Genomic DNA, 19,213 nt, shown 5'->3' with positions numbered 1-19,213 from the left:
TTCGGTGTTGTGCGTCCAGTCAACTCCTTCCGTCGCGTCCGCGGGAGGCTCTGACAAGACACCCTCCGCGGGAATAGACGAGCGCACATCGCGTTTCATCCCACATGATTGAAACTTCAACCGTCGTTCCGGTCGCCACGGAGCGCACCCGGGTGCGCGTGCCGATGCGCTTCGCCGACGGATTCTCCACCGCCGCAGACGTCGTGACGTTCGACGGGCTGGTCGACGACCGCGAGCACCTGCTCCTGGGCCTCGGCGATTGGAAGGGCGCGCTCGATCGCGCGGCGGACGGCGGAGATGCACCGCTCGTGCGCCCGCACAGCGAATGCCTGACCGGTGATGTCTTCGGATCCGAGCGCTGCGACTGCGGTCCGCAGCTGCGAGAGGCCGTCGAGCGCATCGCCGAGGAGGGCGGATTCCTGCTCTACCTGCGCCAGGAGGGCCGAGGCATCGGCCTGTACGCCAAGCTCGACGCCTACGCGCTGCAGGACGCAGGGCTCGACACCTACGAGGCGAACGTGGCCCTCGGCCGCGGTGAGGACGAGCGCGACTACACGGTCGCTGCGCAGATGCTGCACGCGGTGGGCGCCGACCGCATTCGCCTGCTGAGCAACAACCCCGACAAGGCGGCGCAGCTGGAATCCCTCGGCATCCGTGTGACCGAGCACGTGCGCACCGGTGTGCACCTGTCGGACGCGAACCACCGCTACCTCGAGGCCAAGCGCGACCACACCGCGCACACGCTCGATCTCTCCGCCGCGTGATGATCGACAGCGTCGTGAGCGAGCGCCCTGCGAGCGACCGACGGCTCGACGACATCGAGATGCAGACGTGGCTGCCGACCATCCGGTTCGTCCAGCTGCTGCCGCAGGTGCTCGATCGCGCGCTGAAGGCGGAGACCGGACTCAAGCACGCCCACTACGCGATCCTCGTGACGCTGGCAGGCCAGGACGACCGCGCGATCCCGATGACCGAGCTCGCGCAGATCGCCGGACTCAGCCGCTCGCGACTCAGCCATGCCATCGACTCGCTCGAAGAGCTCGGCTGGGTGACGCGCACCTCGTGCAGCACGGACAAGCGCACGCTGACCGCCGCTCTGACGGATGCCGGTCGCGAACTGCTCCGGGGCGCAGCCCCCGTGCACGTGGCGCAGATCCGTGAGCTGATCTTCGACCCGCTCACGGACGCAGAGCGGGAGCAGCTCGGCGCGATCGCGGCCAAGCTGCTCCCGGGTGTGACTGCGGCGCTCTGACTCAGGCCTCGGGGATCTCCCGGCCGAAGGTCTCGAGCGTGACGTCCTCGGGCTCGGGGCCGCGGCGCACCCCCGTGTCGAGGGCGTCGATCGCGCCGAGCTGGGCGGCGGTGAGCTCGAAGTCGAACACGTCGAAGTTCTCGGCGATGCGGGCGGGGCGCACCGACTTCGGCAGCGCCGAGCGGCCCTGCTGCAGGTGCCAGCGCAGCATCACCTGTGCGGGAGACTTGCCGTGCTCGGCGGCGATGGCCGTGAGGGTCTCGTCATCGAACACGGATGCGCCGTTGGGGCGGTAGGCCGTGATGCCGCCGATGGGCGACCAGGCCTGCGTGACGATGCCGGCGGCGGCATCCGCCTGCTGCACCTCGCGCTGCTGGAAGTAGGGGTGCACCTCGATCTGGTTGATCGAGGGGACGACGCTCGTCTCGGCTGCCAGCTTCTCGAGGTGCTCCACCATGAAATTGCTGACGCCGATGGCGCGCACCCGACCGTCGGCGAGCAGGGTCTCGAGCGCCTTGTAGGCGCCGAGCGTGAGGTCGAATCGGGTGGGAAGAGCCTGGTGCAGGATCAGCAGGTCGAGCCGGTCGACGCCCAGCTTGCCGGTCGACTTCTCGAACGCGTGCAGTGTCTCGTCGTAGCCGAAGTCGCTGATCCAGACCTTGGTCTCGATGAAGATCTCGTCGCGCGCGATGCCGGTGCGACGGATCGCCTCGCCCACCTCGCGCTCGTTGCCGTACGCGGCGGCGGTGTCGATCAGTCGGTAGCCGGTCTCGAGTGCGGTGCTGACGGCATCGACGGTCTCGTCCGGTGCGGCCTGGAAGACTCCGAAGCCGAGGGCGGGCATCTCGATGCCGTTGTTGAGCGTGATGTTCATGGTCATACCTCCAGTGTGCGCGTGGTCTCGACGACGAGGGAGAGTCTGGTGGAACCTCCCTCGATCCTTTGCGGGGGCGTACCGTCGATCACATGGACACCCGTACCGAGGTCCGCGAATTCCTCTCGTCGAGGCGCGACCGCATCACCCCCGATCAGGCGGGCCTGCCCGCATACGGCGGCAATCGTCGCGTACCGGGGCTCCGCCGCGAAGAGGTGTCGCTGCTCGCCGGCGTCAGCGTCGACTACTACACCCGCCTCGAGCGCGGCGATCTGTCCGGTGTCTCCGACACCGTGCTCGACGCGCTCGCCCGCGCCCTGCAGCTCGACGAGGCCGAGACGGCGCACCTGTTCGACCTCGCCCGCACGGCCAACGTCTCACCGGTCGCCCGCACGCCGCGCAAGAAAGCCGCGACGCTGCGGCCCAGCATCCTGCGCCTGCTCGACGCGATGACGGAAGCGCCCGCGATCGTGCGCAACAACTACTTCGACTACCTCGCGGCGAACGCGCTGGGCCGCGCGCTCTACGCCCCGCTCTTCACGACCCCGGTTCCCAACAGCGCCCGCTTCGCCTTCCTCGACCCGGCGGCGCAGAAGTTCTACCCCGAGTGGGAGCGCAACACCCAGGAGCTCGTGGCCGCGATGCGCGGCGAAGCCGGACGCAACCCGTTCGACCGCACGCTCACCGATCTCGTGGGCGAGCTGTCGACCCGCAGCGAGCGGTTCCGCACCCTGTGGGCCGCGCACAACGTGCGCTTCCATCGCAGCGGCGTCAAGAGGATCAACCACCCCGTCGTCGGCGAGATGGAACTCACCTACGAGGCCTTCGAGCTGCCGGCCGATCCCGGCCTGCAGATGTCGACCTACACGGCGGAGCCGGGCTCAGCATCCGAGGAGAAGCTGCGGATGCTCGCCAGCTGGGCGGCGACGGATGCCGCGGCATCTTCTGAGACCGCGTCGGCGGAGCGCACCGACGCGTGAGCAGAGCTTTCTGCTCTGAGCAGAACGACTCGAATCACCCGCTGCCGGCGGTTTATCGTGAGGCATGGCCGACCTCGTCCCGTTCTCCCGCGCACCTCGTCCTGCCCGCCCTCGCCCCAGCGAGCCCGAACCCCTGTGGCGCCGGATGGTCGGCGAGCAGCTGCGGCGGCGACGACATGACCGAGACGAGACCCTGATCGAGACGGCCGAGAACGCCGGTGTCTCGCCCCAGTACCTCTCGGAGGTCGAAAGAGGACTCAAGGAGCCCTCGAGCGAGATGATCGCCGCGATCGCGGGTGCGCTCGACACGTCACTGATCGAGCTGACGAGCGCCGTCGCCGACGAGCTGCGCCAGACGACGGCGACTCCGGCATCCGCCGCGGTCTCGGCCTCTCGCGGGGCTCTCGCCCTCGCCGCCTGACCCGTTACGCGCCCTCAGCGCCCTCACCCAGTGCCTTGCGGTGCGGGGTCGATGGTACGGGGTCGATCGTGCACCGGTTTTGGTCGTTTGGGATGCGTTATCGACCCCGCACCGCGGGCGGGATGCGTTATCGACCCCGCACCGCGGGCGGGATGCGTTATCGACCCCGCACCGCCCATCAGACGGCCCGCTCCCCCAGCACGGTGTCGATCAGCCCGTAGTCGAGGGCGGCGGATGCCGTGAAGACGCGGTCCCGATCGGTGTCGGCGCGCAGCTCGTTCAGCGACCGTCCGCTGTGCCTGGCGAGGACCGCCTCCATGTCCGAGCGCACCCGCACGACCTCGTCGGCGGCGAGGATCAGGTCGGGAATCGCCCCGCGCGACTGTCCGGCCGGCTGATGCAGCACGATCCGGGCATGGGCGAGTGCGGCGCGCTGCCCCGGTGCTCCGGCGGCGACGAGCAGCGCGGCGGGTCCGATCGCCTGCCCGACGCAGGTCGTCGCGACGGCGGGGCGGATGTGCTGCATCGTGTCGTAGATCGCGAGCGCCGCCCCCGGGTCGCCTCCTTCGCTGTTGATGTAGAACTGGATGCCGGAATCCTGATTGTCGGCATCCAGATGCAGCAGCTGCGCGATGAGGGCGTTCGCCACGCCCGCATCGATCCCCGTGCCGAGATAGATGACCCGCTCCGCGAGCAGGTGCGAGTAGACGTCCATGACCCGATCGCCCCGCGGATGCTGCGCGATGACGTTCGGGATCGTGTAGCCGCTCATGCGCTCGCCCCCAGTCCGACCCTGGCACGGCGACGCGGCATGAGATCCCCGAGGGACGCGGCGATCTCGTCGATGAAGCCGTAGTCCTTCGCCTGGGCCGCCGTGTACCAGCGGTCGTGCAGCGAGTCCTCGAAGATCCGCTCTCGGGTCTGCCCCGTGTCGTCGGCGATCAGCCCGAGCACCGTGTCGCGCATGTGCCGCAGGTCGTCGGCCTGCGTCTCGATCTCGCCCGCCGAGCCGCCGATGCCCGCCGACCCCTGATGCATGAGGATGCGCGCATGCGGCAGCGCGCGGCGCTTGCCCCTCGCGCCGGCCGACAGCAGGAACTGTCCGGCACTGCAGGCGAGCCCGAGGGCGAGGGTCGACACGTCGTTCGGCACCATCGTCATCAGGTCGCGGATCGCGAGCATCGACGGAACGGAACCGCCCGGCGAGTGTATCCAGAGCGCGATGTCGGTGGTCGGATCTTCGGCCGAGAGGGTCAGCAGCTGCGTCATCAGCAGCGTGCCGTTGTCGTCGTCGAGGGCGCCGTCGAGCACCAGGACGCGTTCGTGGAACAGCCCTCGGCGAGCCTCGGGCCCGAAGTGCGGGAGGGGGTTTTCTTCGCTCATGACCTCAGCATCCGTCGCCTCGCTCCGCCGTGGGCGGGTATCCGCCCCGAGCGGATCCGCCCGGAGCGGATCCGCTCGGCGTGCTCGCGTAACACCCCCGACTCATGAGGCTCCTACCCTCGGAGCATGGCGACGAACAAGGCTCCCGAGTGGCAGTGGTCCGAGGACGGCATCAACTTCCGCACCCGCAAATGGGTCAAGCCGGAGGACCTGAACGCGAACGGCTCGCTGTTCGGGGGGAGCCTGCTGAAGTGGATCGACGAGGAGGCGGCGATCTACGCGATCGTGCAGCTCGGCAACTACCGGGCGGTGACCAAGCACATCTCGGAGATCAACTTCGAGGCGTCGGCTGTGCAGGGCGACCTGATCGAGATCGGCCTGCAGGCGACGCACTTCGGCACCACGTCGCTGATCATGCGGGCCGTCGCCCGCAACATGATCACCCGCAAGCGCATCCTCACGATCGAGAAGATCGTGTTCGTGAGCCTGGACGACGACGGCCTGCCCACCCCGCACGGCTACAGCGAGATCACGTACAACCGCGACCGGATGCCGACCGAGCGCCTGGCCACGGGGACCATCCGCCTGCCGTAGGCCCGGCACCCGCGGTCGACCTGCCACAAGGTCCGCCGTCAGGGCCTCCGCACACTCCGCACACATGCAGGGCCGGAGCACGGATGCAGGGCCGGATCGGCCGGATCATCCTGCATCCGTGCATCGATCCTGCAGACGACCCGGTCTTTCAGTCGACGCCGACGCCGACGAGTGTGCGCGCCGCGGGCAGTTCCGCGAACGTCTGCGCGAGGTCGGCGATCAGATCGTCGACGTTCTCCAGACCGATCGACAGACGCAGGACGTCGGCGTCGGGTCGCGCCTCCTCCGGGACCGGTCGGTGCGTGAGGGCGGCGGGATGCTGGATCAGAGAGTCGACGCCGCCCAGCGACACGGCGTGCGTGAACAGGGTGGTCGACGAGGTCACTGCGGATGCCGCGGCGAAGCCACCCCGCATCCGCATCGCGATCATCGCCCCGGTGCCCCGCATCTGTCTCTCGAGGATGCCGGCGGGGTCGCCGTCGAGCCCCGGGTAGAAGACCTCGGCGACCTCGGGCCGATCCCCCAACCACTGCACGATGCGTCGCGCGTTCTCCTGCTGCGCGCGCATCCGCACCGGCAGAGTGGTGAGTCCGCGGTGCAGCAGGTAGGCGCCCAGCGGATGCAGCAGGCCGCCCGTCACCGCCCGCACCCGGCGCAGGGCCTCGGCCGTCGTCTCGCTGCAGGCCACGACGCCGGCGATCACGTCGCCGTGGCCGCCCAGATACTTGGTCGCGCTGTGCAGCGACATGGCCGCGCCGTGATCGATCGGGTTCTGCAGCACCGGCGTCGCGAAGGTGTTGTCGACGACGACCGGCACGTCTCCCGCGCGAGCGACGACGGCGGCGATATCGGCGAGGTCGAGGGTCGGGTTCGCCGGAGTCTCGAGCACCACCAGACCCGTGTCCTGGCGGATCGCCGCGGCGACGTCGGCCGCCTCGCAGTAGGTCGTCTCGACGCCGAGGAGCCCCGACCCGAGCAGGTGATCGGTGCCCCCGTAGAGCGGACGCACCGCCACCACGTGGTGCTTACCCGCCGCCGGACCGTGGGCGAGGATCACGGCGGTCATCGCCGCCATCCCCGACGCGAACGCGACCGACGCCTCGGCGTGCTCCAGTTCGGCGAGCGCGTCTTCGAACCGGGCGACGGTCGGATTCCAGAGGCGCGCATAGACGAGGCTGCCGTCGGCAGGTGGACGGCCCCCCGTCGCCATCGCCTCGTACGAATCGCCGCCCCGTTCGATGTCGGGAAGCGGATTGGTCGTCGAGAGGTCGATCGGCAGGGCGTGCACGCCGAGTCCGTCGAGGTCGGCGCGCCCGCTGTGCACGGCGAGGGTGTCTGGATGCAACGGTGCAGTCATGCTTCCACGTTGCCGGAAATGCGCTTTTGCCGCCGTGGTTCGACAGAATCACTCGCTCCAGGCGGCGATCTCGCTATTCTGAGCGGAACGGAGCTGCAGGGAGATGGTCACGTTGGCGAAAGCGCAACTCGACGAGGTCGATCTCGAGATCCTCGCCGTGCTCACCCGAGACGCCGAGGTCACCAACAAGGCGCTCGCCCGCGGCCTGGGTCTCGCCGAATCGACCTGCGCTCACCGGGTGCGCTCTCTGCGCGAACGAGGGATCATCCGCGACACCCGCATCAGGGTCGACGAGGCCGCCCTCGGATCTCCGCTGCAGGCGATCATCAAAGTGCGGCTGGCGAACCACACCGGCCCGAAGGTCACCGCACTGTTCGACGCGCTCGCCGGCATCCCCCGGGTGCTGCAGGTGTTCCACGTCGCGGGCGTCGACGACTTCCTGGTGCACGTCGCGGTGCAGGATGCCACGGCGCTGCGCGACATCGTGCTCGAACACATCACGGTGCACCCCGTGGTGCGCGGTACCGAGACCCAACTGGTGTTCGAGCTGCGCGACGGCGCGGGTCTGCTCGCGCGCTGAGAGGATCGTGGGCGAGGATGGACACGTCGTCCGTCGAGCAAGGGAGCCCCTCATGAGCCGCAGCGCCACCGCAGCCACGACATCGGTCCGAGAGATGCGCGACTTCCTCTTCGCGAACGCGACCGACTACGCCGCGGCCCGCGACGGATTCTCGTGGCCGACACCCGCGACGTTCAACTTCGCACTGGAGTGGTTCGACGTCATCGCCGGCGAGAGGCCCGAGCGCCCGGCCGTGCAGATCGTCTCGGCCGACCTCACCCGCAGGTCGTGGACGTACGGCGAGCTGTCGGCGCGTTCCGACCAGGTCGCCGCGTGGCTCACCGGCATCGGCATCCGCCGGGGCGACCACGTCATCGTGATGCTCGGCAACACGATCGAGCTGTGGGAGGTGATGCTCGCGATCACCAAGATCGGGGCCGTGTCGATCCCCACCTCGACGCTGCTCTCGGCATCCGACCTCGCCTACCGCGTCGAGCACGGCCGCGCCCGCGCGATCGTGACGACGGGCGGACTCGCCGAGCGCATCGCCGACATCGACGCGCAGGTGCTGCGCATCGGGGTGGGCGACGGCATCCCCGAGGGGTGGACGCGCTTCGACGACTCGACCACCGCGCCGACGACGTTCGAGCCGGATGCACCGACCCCCGCCGACGCCACGGCCCTGCTCTACTTCACGAGCGGCACCACCAGCCGTCCGAAGCTCGTGCAGCACACGCACGTCTCGTACCCGATCGGGCACCTGTCGACGATGTGGTGGCTGGGCGTGCGTCCCGACGACGTGCACCTCAACATCTCGTCACCCGGGTGGGCCAAGCACGCCTGGTCGAGCTTCTACTCGCCGTTCCTCGCCGAGGCCACGGTGTTCGTGTACAACTACGACCGCTTCGACGCGAACACTCTCATGCAGGTCATGGACACCCACCACGTCTCGACGTTCTGCGCCCCGCCGACGGTCTGGCGCATGCTGATCCAGGCGGATCTCGGGCGCCTCACCCACCCGCCGCGCGAACTCGTCGGCGCCGGCGAACCGCTGAATCCCGAGGTCATCGACCGCGTGCGCGACGCCTGGGGCGGCACGATCCGCGACGGATTCGGGCAGACCGAGATGACGGCCTGCGTCGGCAACTCCCCCGGTCAGGTCGTGAAGGTCGGCTCGATGGGCCGCCCCCTTCCCGGTTACCCGGTCGTGCTGCTTGACCCCGCGACCGGCGAGCTCGCCGACGCCGAGGGCGAGATCGCGCTGGACCTCGCGCATCCGCCCACAGGGCTCATGGCCGGGTACTACGACGACCCCGAGAAGACGGCCGAGTCACGGGTGGGCGGCTACCACCACACCGGCGACATCGCCCAGCGCGATGCCGACGGGTACCTCACCTACATCGGTCGCGCCGACGACGTCTTCAAGGCATCGGACTACAAGATCTCGCCGTTCGAGCTCGAGTCGGTGCTGCTGGAGCACGACCTCGTGATCGAGGCCGCGGTGATCCCCAGCCCCGATCCCACGCGGCTGGCGGTGCCGAAGGCCTACGTCTGTCTGCGGGCGGATGCCGTGGGCGACGACGCCGACGCCGCGCGGTCGATCTTCGCGTACGCCCATGACCGGCTCTCGGCGCACCTCCGGGTGCGCATCATCGAGTTCGTGCCCGAGCTGCCCAAGACGATCTCGGGCAAGATCCGCCGTGTCGAGCTGAGGGCGCGCGAGAGCGAGCGCGTCGCCGCGGGAGACGAGGCGGCGCAGCATCGCGACCGCGACTACCGCTGAGCGCCTATTGCTGAGCGCCTACTGCTGAGAGCCTCCGTGACGGGGCGCCGACGTGACGGGCGCGGCGTCAGCCGGCGAGCGCCGGCTGAGCACCCGTCGTGGTGGCCGGCTTCGTGGTGCGGGGAGCGGCGGGCGCCGCGCCGTCGGCGAGCGTGACGGCGTCGACGATCGCGGCGGCCCGAGCCTCGCGTGCCGCCTGCCGTGCGGGTTCGCCGGCGTTCACGACCCCGCGCGCCACCGCTCCGATCACGAGCATCGCGACGAGCGCGACGCCCGAGACGAGCAGCGGCGTCCACTGACTCGCGAACGACGCCGTGGAGCTGAGCAGGGCTCCCGGTATCCACAGACCCACTGCTCCGCCGGCGAGTCCTGCCGCGCCGCGCATGATGGCCACGGCTGCGACGATCGCGCACAGTGCCGCGAACACCGCCCCGGCCATACCGAGCGGCACCAGAATCGATGCCAGTTCGCTTGCCACCCTCGATGACGTCATCTCGACCCCCCGGTCAACGGAACCTCCGTACAACCAACACTACGAAGTGTCGGCATTGCGGGCATCCGTCTCAAGGATGATGTTCTGCGATCGTGACGCCCCGCGTCAGCCCGTGACGCGCCGCGTCAGCCCCGCGTCAGCGGCGCGTCAACCAGGCGAACCGCGAGCCGCGCACCACCCGCACGGGCTGGGTGAGGACCGCGTCGACGACCATGGACCCGTCCGTAGGGCCGACGATCGCGATGGCGGACGTCTCGGTCGACTCGACGGGATCCACCGGCATGCGCGCGAGCGACCGGTGCGCGCGCACGTACGCGGGAACCAGCAGCGTGATCGCGCCGAGCCAGGCCAGCGGGTTGCTGAGCGCCACGCCCTCGAAGGCGATCAGTGCGCCCAGCACGACGGCCGCGCCCACCCGCATCACGAGCTCGATCACCCCGGTGACCGTGGGGATCAGCGTGTGGCCGAGCCCCTGCAGCGCGCCGCGGAGCACGAACAGCACCCCGAGCGCCCAGTAGCCGCATCCGTTGATGACGAGCATGAGGTGCGCGAGCCGCACGACCTCGTCGGACCCCTCCCCCACGAAAAGCCGCACCATGGCGGTGCCGAACGCGATGATGAGCGCGCCGAGCAGGGCGCCGGTGATCACCGCCATCCAGGTGCCCTCGATGACTCCTCGGCGGATGCGGTCGGGCCGCCGACCGCCCAGGTTCTGCGCCGCGTACATCGAGGACGCGAGTCCCAGCGACGACAGGAACGCCACCGCCAGGCCGTCGACGCGGGAGGCCGTGGTGTACGCGGCGACCGCGTCGGAGCCGAGAGTGTTCAACGCGACCTGCACGGCGAGAGTGCCGATCGCGATGATCGACGCCTGGAATCCCATCGGCAGACCGAGCCGCAGGTGCTCGCGGACGTCGTCGTGGGAGACGCGCCAGTCCGCACGACGCAGGTGCAGCATGGGCAGACGGCGGCGGACGAACTCGAGGCAGAGCACCACCGAGACCGCCTGCGCGATGACCGTGGCGAGCGCCGCGCCGCCGACGCCCCAGGCGAGCGGGCCCACCATCAGCACGACCAGTGCGACGTTGAGGACGCACGAGACGGTGAGGAAGATCAGCGGGGTGCGGGAGTCGCCGATCGCGCGGATGATCGCGGAGAGGTAGTTGAAGAACATCGTCGCGCTCGCGCCGATGAAGCTGATCTGCGTGAAGGTCGTGGCCTCGGGCATGAGCTCGGACGGCGTCTGGAGCAGGTCGAGAAGGGGCGCCGCGATCAACGGCGCGACGACGGTGAGGACGACACTCGTCGCACCCGTGAGGATCACGCCGGTCGCGACGGATCGACGCACCGCGGCCCCGTCGCCCGCGCCGAACGCCTGGGCGATGGGGATCGCGAAGCCGCTGGTGAGACCCCAGGCGAATCCGATCAGCAGGAACAGCAGACTGCCCGTCGCACCGACGGCGGCGAGCGACTGCACGCCGAGGTGCCTGCCGACGACGACGGCGTCGGCGAACTGGTACATCTGCTGCACGACGTTGCCGAGCAGGAGGGGGATCGAGAACGAGAGGATGACACGCCACGGACGACCCGTGGTGAGAGAGGTGGCCATGAGGGAGCGGCTCGCAGGACTGGGGATGATCGGGGGGAGCGTTCAGGATATCGAATCGATTCGGGGCCACGGAAGACCCGATCTTCTCGCGCCCGCGACGACCACCTTGACTTCGAATCTCGAACCGAACGAATTCACACCGCGCATGGGTTGACGTCAACAGCATCCTGATCCCCCGAGCTATCCGGGAAGTCACGAAATGATCACAGCCCCTTGACTTCGAGACTCGAACTCAAGGAAAGTGTCTCCCGAGCGAGTCCCGAATGGCAGGGATTCCGATCTCGGGCGATGGCGCCCACCACGCATGCACAGCGAAGGAGCTCGTGATGAAGAAGAAGTACGCACTGGCCGCACTCGGCCTGGTCGGGGCCCTCGCCCTCGCCGGTTGTGGCGGAGGCGGAGCAGGCTCGACCGGCGGACCCGCAGGAGCCGAGGGGGCCGACAAGGGCGACATGCTCATCGGCGTCTCGATGCCGACCGAGACCTCGGAGCGCTGGATCGCCGACGGCGACGCCGTGCAGGCCGGCCTCGAGGATGCCGGATACCAGGTCGAGCTGCAGTACGCCGGCGACGACATCCCCACCCAGGGTCAGCAGATCGACCAGATGATCACCAAGGGTGCCGACCTGCTCATCATCGCGGCCATCGACGGCACCGCGCTGTCGTCGCAGCTCGACGCCGCGGCGGCTGCCAACATCCCGGTGATCTCGTACGACCGTCTGATCCGCGACAGCGAGCACGTCGACTTCTACGTGACGTTCGACAACTACAAGGTCGGCGTGCAGCAGGCCACCTCGCTCCTCGTCGGCCTCGGCGTCCTCGACGCGGACGGCAAGGAGACCGGCCAGAAGGGACCGTTCAACATCGAGCTGTTCGCCGGCTCGCTCGACGACAACAACGCGCACTTCTTCTGGAAGGGCGCGATGGACACCCTGCAGCCGTTCATCGACGACGGCGTGCTCGCGGTTCCGTCCGGCCAGGTCGAGATCGAGCAGGCCGCGACCCTGCGCTGGCAGCAGGAGACCGCGCAGAAGCGCATGGAGGACCTGCTGACCTCGACCTACGGCAACGGCACGAAGCTCGACGGAGTGCTGTCGCCGTACGACGGGCTCTCCCGCGGCATCATCACGGCCCTGCAGGGCACCGGCGGATTCGGAGCCACCATCGCCGACGGCCTGCCCGTCGTCACGGGCCAGGACGCGGAGATCGCCTCCATCACCCTGATCGACAAGGGCGTACAGTTCTCGTCGATCTTCAAGGACACCCGCAAGCTCGCCGAACAGTCGGTCGTCGCCGCAGAGGCGATGCTCGAGGGCGACGAGCCCGAGGCGAACGACACCGAGACCTATGACAACGGGGTGAAGGTCGTGCCCTCGTACCTGCTGCAGTCCGACATCGTCTACAAGGACAACATCACGTCCCTGCTGATCGACTCCGGCTACTGGACGCAGGCCGAAGTCGACTCGGGCGTCGCCGAGTAGATCTCCCTCGGGGCGTGCTGCCGGACCGGCAGCACGCCCCTCTCTCACGAAAGGACATCGGGTCATGACGACACCGGTTCTGCAGATGCGGGAGATCGAGAAGAGCTTCCCGGGTGTGAAGGCGCTCCAGGGCGTCAGCCTCGACGTGAACCGCGGCGAGATCCTCGCGATCTGCGGCGAGAACGGCGCAGGCAAGTCCACCCTGATGAAAGTGCTCTCGGGCGTCTATCCGCACGGCACATACGACGGCGAGATCATCTACGAGGGCGAGGTGGCCGCCTTCGGCGCGATCACCGACTCCGAGCAGAAGGGGATCGTGATCATCCATCAGGAGCTCGCGCTGATCCCCTATCTGAGCGTCGCCGAGAACATCTTCCTCGGCAACGAGCGACGCGCGAAGAACGGCCTCATCGACTGGGACAGGGCGAACGCCGAGGCATCGGCGCTCCTCGCCCAGGTGGGGCTCGACGAGAACCCGGCCACGCCCGTCGCGCAGCTCGGGGTGGGCAAGCAGCAGCTCGTCGAGATCGCCAAGGCGCTGTCGAAGAACGTGCGCCTGCTGATCCTCGACGAGCCGACCGCCGCGCTCAACGACACCGATTCCGCGCACCTGCTCGATCTGCTGCGCCGGCTGCGCGACGAGGGCATGACGTCGATCATCATCTCGCACAAGCTCAACGAGATCGCCGAGATCGCCGACCGCACCACGATCATCCGCGACGGCAAGACGATCGAGACCCTCGACATGAAGGATCCCGCCTCGACGCAGGAGCGGATCATCCGGGGAATGGTCGGCCGCGATCTGGCCCACCGCTACCCCGAGCGCGTCTCGGATCCGGGCGAGGAGGTGCTGCGCATCGAGAACTGGTCGGTGAGCCACCCCACCCAACCGGGGCGCGTCATGGTCGACGACGCCTCTCTGTCCGTCCGCGCCGGAGAGGTCGTCGGCATCGCCGGTCTCATGGGTGCCGGACGCACGGAACTCGCGATGAGCGTGTTCGGGCGCACCTACGGACGCCACGCACGCGGCAAGGTCTTCGTCCGCGGCAAAGAGGTGAACACCTCGACGACGAGCGCCGCCATCCGTGCGGGCATCGCCTACGCCACCGAGGACCGCAAGCGATTCGGGCTCAACCTCATCGACGACATCCGACACAACATCACCATGGCGTCGCTGCGCCTGATCAGCCCGGGCGGATGGATCAACGCGAACCGCGAACTGCAGGTGGCGGAGCAGTACCGGGCCGAGCTGAACATCAAGACCCCCAGCGTGCTCCAGCTCGTCGGCAACCTCTCCGGAGGCAACCAGCAGAAGGTCGTGCTGAGCAAGTGGATCCAGACCGCACCCGACGTCCTGATCCTCGACGAGCCGACCCGCGGAATCGACGTCGGCGCGAAGTACGAGATCTACACGATCATCAATCGCCTGGTCGCGGCCGGCAAGGGAGTGCTGGTGATCTCCTCGGAGCTCCCCGAGCTCCTCGGCATCTGCGACCGCATCTACACCCTGGCCTTCGGCAGGATCACCGGTGAACTCCCCGCCGCAGAAGCCACACAGGAGAACCTCATGCAGCTCATGACCCTCGAAAGGACGGCCGCGCGATGACCGGCGTCAGCAACCTCTTCAGCCTCGCCACGCGGAACCTCCGCCAGAGCGGCATCCTCGTCGCCTTCATCGCGATCGTCGCGTTCTTCGCGATCCTGAACCCGACGTTCCTCTCGCCGGGCAACCTCACGAACATCGTCCTCCAGTACTCCTACATCCTGATCCTCGCGATCGGCATGGTGATCGTCATCATCGCGGGCCACATCGATCTCTCCGTCGGCTCGGTGGTCGCACTCACCGGTGCGACGGCCGCGGTCATCGTGATCCGCGGGCAGCAGCCGTGGTGGGTCGGCGTTCTCGCGGCGATCGCCGTCGGGCTGCTCGTCGGGGCATGGCAGGGCTTCTGGGTGGCGTACGTCGGCATTCCCGCCTTCATCGTGACGCTGGCCGGCATGCTCCTGTTCCGCGGACTCACCTTCATCGTGCTGAGCAACGTCTCACTGTCGCCGTTCGGCGGCACCTACTACTCGATCGCCAACGGGTTCATAAACGGGTTGTTCGGCGGCTACGGGGTCGACGTCTTCACACTCGTGATCTTCGCGATCGGCGTCGTCGGCTACGCCGTCTGGCAGGTTCGCAGCCGCCGGTCGAAGCTCGCACACCAGCAGTCGGTCGAGGCGCTGGGCTGGTTCGTCGCCAAGATCGCGATCGTCGCGGCCGTCGTGATGTGGTTCGGCTACCAGCTGTCCACGAGCCGCGGCCTCCCGTTCGTCCTGATCATCCTCGCGGTGCTGATCATCGCGTACTCCGTGATCACGCAGAAGAGCGTCTTCGGCCGCCACGTCTACGCGATCGGCGGCAACCTGCACGCGGCCCTGCTCAGCGGCGTGAACGTGCAGAGGGTCAACTTCTGGATCTTCGTGAACATGGGCATGCTCGCCGGCATCGCCGGGGTCGTGTTCTCCTCGCGCACGAACGGGGCTCAGCCCGGAGCGGGCAACATGTTCGAGCTCGACGCCATCGCCGCCTGCTTCATCGGCGGTGCGGCCGTCACCGGAGGCGTCGGCCGAGTGGGCGGCGCGATCGTCGGCGGCCTGATCATGGCGGTGATGAGCAACGGCATGCAGCTCATGGGCCTCGACCAGGCGACCCAGCAGGTGGTCAAGGGTCTCGTGCTGCTGATCGCCGTCGCCTTCGACGTCTGGAACAAGCGTCGGGCCGGTGCCGCCCGCTGACCGCGGTGACGGCATCGACGCGCGATAAGCTCCCGCTATGAGCAGATGGCCCGCGGGATCCCAGTCGGGGTTGCGCGAGGCCAACACGGCGAAGATCGTCGACGCGGTCAAGCGCTTCGGCGGGCTCACCCAGGTCGAGCTCGCCGAAGCGACCAGCCTCTCGACGGCCACCGTCTCGGCCATCGTGAAGGAGCTCAGCCTCTCGGGTCTCATCGAGACGCACCCGACCTCGCGCAGCGGTCGGCGCGCGCAGCTCGTGACGATCGCGCGTCGAGCGGGCCTGGTCGCCGCCGTGCAGATCGGCAATCGCAGCATGCGCGTACGGCTCTCCGACGTCGGACAGGACGTCCTGGCCGATCGGTCGATGCCGCTGCCGCTGGACCATGCCGAAGACACCGTACTCGATCGCATCACGCTCCTCATCATCGACATGCTCGGCATGATCGCCGCGGATGCCGCTGACCTGATCGGCGTCTGCATCGCCCTGCCGGCGCCGGTCGACCCGGAGACGGGGCTGATCGCCTACAGCGGGGTGATGCGCCGATGGGAGACCCGGCCGGTCGCCGAGGTCGTCGAACAGCGGATCGGCTGCCCGGTGCTCGTCGAGAAGGATGCGAACCTCGCCGCTCTCGCCGAGGCCACACTGGGCACGGCGCGCGATGTGAAGGACAGCCTGTTCGTGCATGCCTCGTACACGGCGAGCGCGGGCGTGGTCCTGAACTCGCAGATCTACCGCGGACGCTCCGGCACGGCGGGCGAGATCGGCCATGTGCAGGTCGACCCCGCAGGGTCGGTCTGCGCCTGCGGCCAGCGCGGCTGTCTCGAGACGGTGGCCGGCGCCGAGGCCGTCACCGCCCCCCTGCGCGCCACCTTCGGACAGGTGACCTTCAAGGATGTGATCGCCCGCGCCGCCGCGGGCGACCCCGGGTGTGCGCGGGTCGTCGCCGACGCCGCGACGGCACTCGGACGCGTCGTGGCGGCCGCCCATCAATCGCTCGCGCCCGAGGTGATCACGGTCGGCGGCGAGCTCGTCGACGCGGGGCCCATCTTCCTGCTGCCGTTCGCCGCCGCCGTCCGCGACAACGCGCCGCAGGGGCGGACTCCGCGGCGCGACCCGGTGCCCTCATCGTTCGGCAAGGATGCCGTGCTCATCGGCGCGATCATCCACATCCTGCAGTCGACGGATCCGTCGCAGCTGCTCGAGGACCGCGCGTGAACATCACCGCCGCACAGGCAGAGCCCCTGCTCACCCTGCGTGGGATCTCGATGCGCTTCGGGGCCGTCGAGGCGCTCACCGACGTGGACTTCACCGTGCACGCTCGAGAGGTCGTCGGTCTCATCGGAGACAACGCCGCCGGCAAATCGACTCTGGCCAAGATCATCGCCGGAGCCTTGGCGCCGACCTCGGGCGAGATCCGCATCGACGGCGAGCGCGTCGAGATCTCGAGGCCGGCGGAAGCCCATCGTCTCGGGATCGCCACCGTCTTCCAGGATCTCGCGGTCTGCGAGAACCTCGACGTCACGGCGAACGTGTTCCTCGGCCGCGAGCTGCGCACCCCGAGCGGGATGCTGCGCGAGGGCGAGATGGAGCAGTCGACCAGACAGGCGCTCAGCGACCTCGCCGCGAACATCCCCTCGATCCGCTCCGCCTTGAACACCCTCTCGGGCGGGCAGCGACAGGCGGTCGCGATCGCCCGCACGCTCATCAGCCAACCTCGCATCGTGATCCTCGACGAGCCGACGGCGTCGCTCAGCGTCGCGCAGACCGCCGACGTCCTCACGCACATCGAGCGGCTCCGCGAACTCGGTCTCGGCGTCGTCTTCATCAGCCACAACATCGCCGATGTGCAGGCCGTGTCGGATCGCGTCGAGGTGCTTCGTCACGGACGCAACAACGGCTCGTTCGCGAGCCAGGACGCCGCGTACTCCGACCTCATCGCGGCGATCATCGGCACCTACCGCGCCCCCTCCTCCGCGTCGTCGGGCTGAGCCGGGCACCCGCGCGACGACGCGGTGCGGCATGTCGACGCGATTCGCTCCGCCGACACGCCCGATCGCGAAGTACGGTCGGAAGGATGCCGCAGCGGGAGGCGGCACAGAACCACCGGAGGCTCGAACGATGACGACAGAGAACACAGGCGCGACCGTCGGCGTGGACGGAGCGAAGGGCGGTGCGACGGGCGGATCCACGGGCGGTGACGAGCAGCACCTGAAGCGGGCGCTGAGCAACCGCCACATCCAGCTGCTCGCGATCGGCGGTGCGATCGGCACGGGCCTGTTCATGGGCAGCGGCAAGACCATCTCGGTCGCCGGCCCCTCGGTGATCTTCGTCTACATGATCATCGGGTTCATGCTCTTCTTCGTCATGCGCGCGATGGGCGAGCTGCTGCTGTCGAACCTCAAGTACAAGTCGTTCAGCGACTTCGCCAGCGACCTGCTCGGCCCCTGGGCCGGATTCTTCACCGGCTGGACGTACTGGTTCTGCTGGGTGGTGACGGGAGTCGCCGACGTGATCGCGATCGCCGGCTACTCCGACGCGCTGTTCCCCGGCATCCCGCTGTGGATCCCCGGCGTGCTCGTGGTCGTGATCCTGCTCGCGCTGAACCTGCCCACCGTCGCCGCGTTCGGCGAGATGGAGTTCTGGTTCGCACTCATCAAGATCATCGCGATCGTCGCCCTCATCATCACCGGTCTGGTGATGATCTTCACCGGCTTCCGGCACGACGCGGGAACCGCGAGCTTCGCCAATCTGTGGGAACACGGCGGGATGTTCCCGCACGGCTTCCTGGGCTTCGTCGCCGGATTCCAGATCGCGGTCTTCGCGTTCGTCGGCGTCGAGCTCGTCGGTACGGCGGCAGCCGAGACCAAGGACCCCGAGCGCAATCTGCCCAAGGCGATCAACGCGATCCCGATCCGCATCCTGCTGTTCTACGTCGGCGCGCTCGTGATCCTGATGGCCGTCACCCCGTGGACGGAGTACGTCGCGAACGAGAGCCCGTTCATCGCGATGTTCGCCCTCGCGGGCCTCGGCATCGCCGCCACGGTCGTCAACCTCGTCGTGCTGACCTCGGCGATGTCCAGCGCGAACTCGGGCATCTACTCGACCTCGCGCATGGTGTTCGGCCTCGCACAGGACGGCGATGCGCCGCGACTCTTCGGCCGCCTGTCGACGCGGCGCGTGCCGCAGAACGCGCTGTTCCTCTCGTGCATCCTGCTGCTCTCCGGCGTGGTGCTGCTGTACGCGGGCGAGGACATCGGCACCGCGTTCTCGATGGTGACCACCGTGTCGGCGGTGTGCTTCATGTTCGTGTGGACGATCTTCCTCTGCAGCTACCTGGCGTACCGGCGCCGGCGTACCGAGAAGGTCGCGACATCGACGTTCCGGATGCCCGGCGGCATCTTCATGGTCTACGTCGTGCTGGCGTTCTTCGTGTTCATCCTGTGGGCGCTCACGACGCAGCCCGACACTCTGACCGCTCTGCTGGTGACGCCGATCTGGTTCGTGCTGCTGCTCGTCGCCTGGTTGTTCGTGCGCAGATCGCAGAACCACCTGACGCGGCACGCGGCGCACATCGCGTACCTGCGCGACGACTCCGCGGAGTAGTCGCCCCTCTCGCGTCCACGACTCAGCATCCCGGTGGGAGGT

19 protein-coding genes are annotated in these 19,213 nt (G+C 68.6%); 13 read left to right on the top strand and 6 right to left on the bottom strand.

Translation table 11 applies throughout. From position 1 onward, the window contains the following. The first annotated feature begins 104 nt into the window (after positions 1-104). Together ASD43_RS05670 and ASD43_RS05665 are read left to right on the top strand one after the other, a co-directional pair. Positions 105-764 carry a GTP cyclohydrolase II gene (locus tag ASD43_RS05670; RefSeq protein WP_056414677.1) on the top strand — a complete coding sequence of 220 codons (660 nt, stop codon included), beginning with the start codon at positions 105-107 and terminating at the stop codon, positions 762-764. 14 nt (positions 765-778) lie between these two features. Then, entirely contained in the window at positions 779-1,252 is a 474-nt protein-coding gene (locus tag ASD43_RS05665; RefSeq protein WP_235564041.1) for a MarR family winged helix-turn-helix transcriptional regulator, read from the top strand. 1 nt (position 1,253) lies between these two features. Here ASD43_RS05665 and ASD43_RS05660 read toward each other — a convergent pair whose 3' ends face one another. Then, complete coding sequence (locus tag ASD43_RS05660; protein ID WP_200946608.1) at positions 1,254-2,126, bottom strand: aldo/keto reductase; 873 nt, start codon at positions 2,124-2,126, stop codon at positions 1,254-1,256. A gap of 92 nt (positions 2,127-2,218) precedes the next feature. On the opposite strand from ASD43_RS05660, the gene ASD43_RS05655 reads away from it, so the two are divergent. Together ASD43_RS05655 and ASD43_RS05650 are read left to right on the top strand one after the other, a co-directional pair. After that, complete coding sequence (locus ASD43_RS05655; protein ID WP_056414670.1) at positions 2,219-3,106, top strand: helix-turn-helix transcriptional regulator; 888 nt, start codon at positions 2,219-2,221, stop codon at positions 3,104-3,106. A 64-nt stretch (positions 3,107-3,170) separates the two neighbouring features. Beyond that, positions 3,171-3,527, top strand: coding sequence for a helix-turn-helix domain-containing protein (locus ASD43_RS05650; protein ID WP_056414667.1), 357 nt, complete (start codon positions 3,171-3,173; stop codon positions 3,525-3,527). Positions 3,528-3,705: 178 nt separating this feature from the next. On the opposite strand, the gene ASD43_RS05645 is transcribed toward ASD43_RS05650, so the two are convergent. Both ASD43_RS05645 and ASD43_RS05640 read right to left on the bottom strand, forming a co-directional pair. After that, a complete protein-coding gene (locus ASD43_RS05645) occupies positions 3,706-4,299 on the bottom strand; it encodes a ClpP family protease (RefSeq protein ID WP_056414664.1) in 594 nt (197 codons plus the stop codon). After that, positions 4,296-4,910, bottom strand: coding sequence for a ClpP family protease (locus ASD43_RS05640; protein WP_056414661.1), 615 nt, complete (start codon positions 4,908-4,910; stop codon positions 4,296-4,298). The genes ASD43_RS05645 and ASD43_RS05640 overlap by 4 nt, the downstream gene beginning before the upstream one ends. A 126-nt stretch (positions 4,911-5,036) precedes the next feature. Between ASD43_RS05640 and ASD43_RS05635 the strand changes: the two genes are divergently transcribed. Continuing rightward, positions 5,037-5,504 carry an acyl-CoA thioesterase gene (locus ASD43_RS05635; protein ID WP_082539275.1) on the top strand — a complete coding sequence of 156 codons (468 nt, stop codon included), beginning with the start codon at positions 5,037-5,039 and terminating at the stop codon, positions 5,502-5,504. 148 nt (positions 5,505-5,652) lie between these two features. On the opposite strand, the gene ASD43_RS05630 is transcribed toward ASD43_RS05635, so the two are convergent. After that, positions 5,653-6,861, bottom strand: coding sequence for a trans-sulfuration enzyme family protein (locus ASD43_RS05630; RefSeq protein ID WP_056414658.1), 1,209 nt, complete (start codon positions 6,859-6,861; stop codon positions 5,653-5,655). Positions 6,862-6,973: 112 nt separating this feature from the next. On the opposite strand from ASD43_RS05630, the gene ASD43_RS05625 reads away from it, so the two are divergent. Both ASD43_RS05625 and ASD43_RS05620 read left to right on the top strand, forming a co-directional pair. After that, on the top strand, positions 6,974-7,441 hold the full coding sequence (locus tag ASD43_RS05625) for an Lrp/AsnC family transcriptional regulator (protein ID WP_174233221.1): 468 nt from the start codon (positions 6,974-6,976) through the stop codon (positions 7,439-7,441). A 52-nt stretch (positions 7,442-7,493) separates the two neighbouring features. Beyond that, entirely contained in the window at positions 7,494-9,203 is a 1,710-nt protein-coding gene (locus tag ASD43_RS05620; RefSeq protein ID WP_056414653.1) for an AMP-binding protein, read from the top strand. Positions 9,204-9,270: 67 nt separating this feature from the next. On the opposite strand, the gene ASD43_RS05615 is transcribed toward ASD43_RS05620, so the two are convergent. After that, positions 9,271-9,681: a hypothetical protein gene (locus ASD43_RS05615; protein WP_157550837.1), complete on the bottom strand. Its 411-nt coding sequence runs from the start codon at positions 9,679-9,681 to the stop codon at positions 9,271-9,273. 151 nt (positions 9,682-9,832) lie between these two features. Beyond that, a complete protein-coding gene (locus ASD43_RS05610) occupies positions 9,833-11,305 on the bottom strand; it encodes an MATE family efflux transporter (protein WP_056414647.1) in 1,473 nt (490 codons plus the stop codon). 326 nt (positions 11,306-11,631) lie between these two features. On the opposite strand from ASD43_RS05610, the gene chvE reads away from it, so the two are divergent. The 6 genes from chvE (at position 11,632) to cycA (ending at position 19,171) form a co-directional block, all read left to right on the top strand. Next, positions 11,632-12,786 (top strand): multiple monosaccharide ABC transporter substrate-binding protein, encoded by a 1,155-nt coding sequence (gene chvE, locus ASD43_RS05605; protein ID WP_056419178.1) that lies wholly within the window; start codon positions 11,632-11,634, stop codon positions 12,784-12,786. A gap of 64 nt (positions 12,787-12,850) precedes the next feature. Next, entirely contained in the window at positions 12,851-14,392 is a 1,542-nt protein-coding gene (gene mmsA, locus ASD43_RS05600) for a multiple monosaccharide ABC transporter ATP-binding protein (RefSeq protein ID WP_056414643.1), read from the top strand. After that, positions 14,389-15,567: a multiple monosaccharide ABC transporter permease gene (gene mmsB, locus ASD43_RS05595; RefSeq protein WP_045252812.1), complete on the top strand. Its 1,179-nt coding sequence runs from the start codon at positions 14,389-14,391 to the stop codon at positions 15,565-15,567. The genes mmsA and mmsB overlap by 4 nt, the downstream gene beginning before the upstream one ends. 37 nt (positions 15,568-15,604) lie before the next feature. Beyond that, positions 15,605-16,783, top strand: coding sequence for an ROK family transcriptional regulator (locus ASD43_RS05590; protein ID WP_056414641.1), 1,179 nt, complete (start codon positions 15,605-15,607; stop codon positions 16,781-16,783). Then, on the top strand, positions 16,780-17,556 hold the full coding sequence (locus tag ASD43_RS05585) for an ATP-binding cassette domain-containing protein (RefSeq protein ID WP_082539274.1): 777 nt from the start codon (positions 16,780-16,782) through the stop codon (positions 17,554-17,556). Before ASD43_RS05590 ends, ASD43_RS05585 begins: the two co-directional genes overlap by 4 nt. Before the next feature lie 130 nt (positions 17,557-17,686). Then, a complete protein-coding gene (gene cycA, locus ASD43_RS05580) occupies positions 17,687-19,171 on the top strand; it encodes a D-serine/D-alanine/glycine transporter (protein ID WP_235564040.1) in 1,485 nt (494 codons plus the stop codon). The last annotated feature ends 42 nt before the right edge of the window (positions 19,172-19,213 follow it).

The sequence above is a fragment of the Microbacterium sp. Root553 genome (assembly GCF_001426995.1).
In the GTDB taxonomy this organism is placed as follows: domain Bacteria; phylum Actinomycetota; class Actinomycetes; order Actinomycetales; family Microbacteriaceae; genus Microbacterium.
This window is presented reverse-complemented; position numbering and strand designations above follow the sequence as displayed.

Excerpts from the sequence above, each read along its gene's own strand:
- chvE (WP_056419178.1), top strand. The coding sequence starts at position 11,632 with ATGAAGAAGAAGTACGCACTGGCCGCACTCGGCCTGGTCGGGGCCCTC.
- ASD43_RS05640 (WP_056414661.1), bottom strand. The coding sequence starts at position 4,910 with ATGAGCGAAGAAAACCCCCTCCCGCACTTCGGGCCCGAGGCTCGCCGA.
- ASD43_RS05610 (WP_056414647.1), bottom strand. The coding sequence starts at position 11,305 with ATGGCCACCTCTCTCACCACGGGTCGTCCGTGGCGTGTCATCCTCTCG.
- mmsB (WP_045252812.1), top strand. The coding sequence starts at position 14,389 with ATGACCGGCGTCAGCAACCTCTTCAGCCTCGCCACGCGGAACCTCCGC.
- ASD43_RS05590 (WP_056414641.1), top strand. The coding sequence starts at position 15,605 with ATGAGCAGATGGCCCGCGGGATCCCAGTCGGGGTTGCGCGAGGCCAAC.
- cycA (WP_235564040.1), top strand. The coding sequence starts at position 17,687 with ATGACGACAGAGAACACAGGCGCGACCGTCGGCGTGGACGGAGCGAAG.
- ASD43_RS05660 (WP_200946608.1), bottom strand. The coding sequence starts at position 2,126 with ATGAACATCACGCTCAACAACGGCATCGAGATGCCCGCCCTCGGCTTC.
- ASD43_RS05655 (WP_056414670.1), top strand. The coding sequence starts at position 2,219 with ATGGACACCCGTACCGAGGTCCGCGAATTCCTCTCGTCGAGGCGCGAC.
- ASD43_RS05645 (WP_056414664.1), bottom strand. The coding sequence starts at position 4,299 with ATGAGCGGCTACACGATCCCGAACGTCATCGCGCAGCATCCGCGGGGC.
- ASD43_RS05650 (WP_056414667.1), top strand. The coding sequence starts at position 3,171 with ATGGCCGACCTCGTCCCGTTCTCCCGCGCACCTCGTCCTGCCCGCCCT.
- ASD43_RS05620 (WP_056414653.1), top strand. The coding sequence starts at position 7,494 with ATGAGCCGCAGCGCCACCGCAGCCACGACATCGGTCCGAGAGATGCGC.
- ASD43_RS05630 (WP_056414658.1), bottom strand. The coding sequence starts at position 6,861 with ATGACTGCACCGTTGCATCCAGACACCCTCGCCGTGCACAGCGGGCGC.
- ASD43_RS05670 (WP_056414677.1), top strand. The coding sequence starts at position 105 with ATGATTGAAACTTCAACCGTCGTTCCGGTCGCCACGGAGCGCACCCGG.
- ASD43_RS05635 (WP_082539275.1), top strand. The coding sequence starts at position 5,037 with ATGGCGACGAACAAGGCTCCCGAGTGGCAGTGGTCCGAGGACGGCATC.
- mmsA (WP_056414643.1), top strand. The coding sequence starts at position 12,851 with ATGACGACACCGGTTCTGCAGATGCGGGAGATCGAGAAGAGCTTCCCG.